Source organism: Yokenella regensburgei, from assembly GCF_051486985.1.
GTDB lineage: Bacteria > Pseudomonadota > Gammaproteobacteria > Enterobacterales > Enterobacteriaceae > CBFFRJ01.
In genome coordinates, this window is the sequence record NZ_JAHVDV010000066.1 from 1 (window position 1) to 3,706 (window position 3,706).

The 3,706-nt window shown below is 51.4% G+C and carries 3 protein-coding genes; all 3 read left to right on the top strand.

Going from position 1 to position 3,706, the window contains the following annotated elements; all coding sequences use genetic code 11:
- On the top strand, positions 1–2,588 hold a 2,588-nt coding region (locus KXR87_RS23215; protein WP_437434538.1), incomplete at its 5' end, for an RHS repeat-associated core domain-containing protein.
- The gene (locus KXR87_RS23220; RefSeq protein WP_437434539.1) at positions 2,588–2,932 is read left to right on the top strand and encodes a hypothetical protein; all 345 of its coding nucleotides are present in this window, start codon (positions 2,588–2,590) and stop codon (positions 2,930–2,932) included. The genes KXR87_RS23215 and KXR87_RS23220, both read left to right, overlap by 1 nt.
- A 559-nt stretch (positions 2,933–3,491) precedes the next feature.
- The coding region (locus KXR87_RS23225) for a hypothetical protein (protein WP_437434540.1) at positions 3,492–3,706 on the top strand (215 nt) is incomplete at its 3' end.

Here is a 3,706-nt window from a genome sequence, read left to right on the forward strand (position 1 = left end):
ACCCGCTGGGGAACATTCGTACCACCGAATGGCTGGTACAGCGTGCGCTGCCAACGGTTATCACGGAGGCAAACGGGGCGGCGACACGGTTTTATTACGACGAGCATTTTGGCCTCGGGCGGGTTGTCGACGCGATGGGGCAGACGACGTTTGTGCGCCGCGATGAATGTGGTCAGGTCACTGAGGAGGTGGATGCGCGGGGGAATACGTATCGTACCGAGTACGAGGATTCAGGCCTGGTACGAAGCCGGACGGACTGTTCGGGTTACACGACACATTACCGCTATCATCCCCTTGGCTGGTTGAGGTCTGTCCGGACGGCGTCCGGGGAACAGACCTCGTTTAGCTACGACCCCGCAGGCCGAACGGTGCGGGTCGAACGCGCCGAAGGGTGGCTTCAGACACTGGAATGGAACGCAGCCGGACAGATGGTCAGGCAGATTGCCGCTGACGGTTCGCAGAGCGAGTTTGAGTATGATGCGACAGGTCGACTTGTCACCACCAGGGACCCGCTTGGCCAGGAGCATCACCGCCGCTGGGATAACCGCAACCGATTGACAGAATTAAAAAACCCCAACGGAGAGAGCTATCGTTTCGAGTGGGGAGCAGGTTCGCTGCTGCTGGCGGAAGTGGGACTTGACGGCGTGGCCACCCGCTATAGCTATGATGCCTGCGGTCGTATGGTCAGCCGCGAATTTGCGTCAGGTCACCAGGAAGCCATAACGCACCTGTTTAACTGGAATGCAGCGGGGCAACTGCAAAGTCGCGCAACGCCGGAAGCGCTGACGCGCTACACCTATTCCCCCCTTGGCCAGATAACCCGAATTGCGGTTTACCCCCCTCTCGGAGACAACATCTGGAGCCAGTGTGCCGAACAGGAGCTTACTTTCACCTTTGATGTACTGGGTCGCCTGACGCAGGAGCAGGGGGAAAATGGTGCGCTCTCCTGGCGCTATGATGAACTGGGTAATTGCACCACCGTTGAATTGCCCCAGGGCCAGAGCCTCAACTATCTGCATTATGGCAGCGGCCATCTCCTCAGCGTGGCGTATGAGGGAATAGGCATCAGTGATTTCACGCGTGATGATATGCATCGGGAGACCAGCCGCACGCTGGGGGGACTGACCTGCAACAGTGAATACGATCGCCTCGGCCGCCTTCAGCGGCGTGATGTTTTTACAGGACACTCTCAGCGTCCGGCTCCCAGACGCTGGGCTCGCCGCTGGGATTACGATTACCAGAGCCAACTGGTGCGCGAAGAACGTGATGATAACCCGTTCAACTGGTCAAACTGGCAGTATGACGATATCGGTAGATTGTTGAGTCAGCGTGGGACGCTGGGCGGTAACGAGCAGTGTCACTGGGATGCGGCCGGTAATCCCGTAGATAATGGTCAGGCAGAAAAGGTTGCCTATAACCGTGTAACACGGCTTGAGGGCACCCGTTGGCAGTACGATATCCACGGGCGTACCGTCGAAAAAAACAACGGTCAGACCTGCTGGCGCTATTACTACGACACCGAACACCGTCTGACAGAGGTAGTGAGCCAGCCACGCGATCGCAACAAGCCGCAGACCCGGGTCAGCTTTCGCTACGATCCACTGGGCAGGCGTATCAGTAAAACCCGTCAGCAAATGTTTGGCGGTCAACCTGTTGGCAGACGCGTAACAACCCGTTTTTTATGGGAAGGGTTTAGGCTGCTTCAGGAGATCCACGATGATGTCCCGCTCACTTACGTCTACAGCGATCAGGGCAGCTACGAGCCGCTGGCACGAATTGATGGCACCGAATCGCCGGACGTTTACTGGTTTCACTGTCAGCTGAACGGCACGCCGGAGCGGATGACGGATATCGAAGGCGAACTGCGCTGGGAAGGGCAGAACAGCGCCTGGGGTAAGCTTCTGCGGGAAGCGACGCATAAGGCAATTGATTATCCGCAAAATTTACGCATGCAGGGTCAGTACCTGGACCGTGAAACCGGGCTGCACTATAACCTCTTTCGCTACTATGATCCGGACTGTGGTCGCTTCACTCAGCACGACCCAATCGGCCTTGCGGGTGGGATAAATCTCTACCGGTTTGCACCGAATGCCCTGGTGTGGATGGACCCGCTGGGTCTCGCAACCGCTATTGTGTATTGGTTAGCCCCATCTCCTGATCAAAGCATAGACGCGACCGGTCACTATACTGTGAAAGTGATGGGCGATAAGATTTTGCACACCCATCAATACGGTGGCTATGAAGACTTTGTAAATGAGGGTGGGCGCAATGTGGGGGTTAATCCGACGGACACGATGATAGCAAGCGATGGTCAGTCCCAGGTTAACAACGCAAAACTGCAAGGAAAACCCGTCCATCAAACGACCTTTGATATGACGGATGCAGGGGCAGAAAAAGCATTAGAATTTCAACGATCGCAGGTGGGCAAAAGTCTGGGACCCTATGATGTCAGAACCCGGAGCTGTCTTACGCATGTTATGGAGGTGCTCTCTGCGGGCGGTGTTGACGTACCACAAGGCGCGATGCGCCAGTATCATTTCATTCAGAAAAAGCTGGGCGTCACGAAATGTAAACAAGGTGGGTCATAATGCTGTTACTTTGTCCGGTTCATCAAAAAGCGCAGACCATATGTGTTTCACGTAAAGTCAGGGATATTTTGGTAAACCATCTTCCATTCTCAGACTATACATTTTTCCGTGTCGTTGTTCATACGCAGCACAATGGTCAGGAAATAAACAAAGGATATACGTACCTGGAAAAAGAGGATGTTCTGCTGCTTGAGTTGCCTCTTGAGCCGGAGATTCATTTGTTAGGCAGAGATTATGGCCTCAGGGAATGGAATGATCGGAAAAAATTATTTGAGATACGGCCTCTGGTAAAAAAAGTTTGCGAAGACTGCTTTGCCCCTCTCGCAGAACTTAAATTGTGGTAAGAGGAATGCCTTTTATGTTCTTTATTATCGTGAAACTCGTTACTTCAAAGAGGCTGCTAAAAAATACGTAAAAGTGAAAGGTGAATATGTTAGGTTTATGCAAAATCCATAATGACCTGGAGATCGTTTTTCTCAAAAAATAAATTAATTCTTAATCATGAGCTATGTCTTCCTGGTCATATTTGTATTGACATCATAGAGCATGCAGTTGATGTGGATGAGAAATAGGGGTTAGTTAATAAATGTTCACGTTATGACTTCAACGTTTTCCTCTGTTGTAGCTAATATAAATTTATTGATGGTCATCTCGTGTGGTCATAGAGATATGCCATTGTATCCTTTCATTCTTAAAAACTCTGTGTCGCTGAAGGTAAGGGATAAGGTTATGAGTTATTTTATAAAGATATATGAACATAAATAAAATGAGTTTACATATTTTCTATTGATAAAGATCATGAAGCATTTCTCGAAAAATATATTTTTTCTTCTCTTTATCTAATCATCTTAAGGACTTTTGCCTTTCCTTGAATATAAAGGCGACAACCGGAATGCATAAGGCATGAGTGACAAACACGCGGCCCGGAAGGGCGACCAGATTATTCACTCCAGCGTTTTTGCGGATATTACCAGTATTGTGGCTGAAGGGCTGGCCTATGCTGCTATAGGGGCCGCTGTCGGGTTCGCGGTATCGGCTGCTGCCCCTCTGCTGGTGGCCGCGGGGGCCAGTTCAGCCGCCGCCACGGCGATTACTCTGGGGTCAAGTTGCGTTTTTCG

Coding starts and splice junctions, on each gene's coding strand:
- KXR87_RS23220 (WP_437434539.1), top strand. CDS start 2,588: ATGCTGTTACTTTGTCCGGTTCATCAAAAAGCGCAGACCATATGTGTT.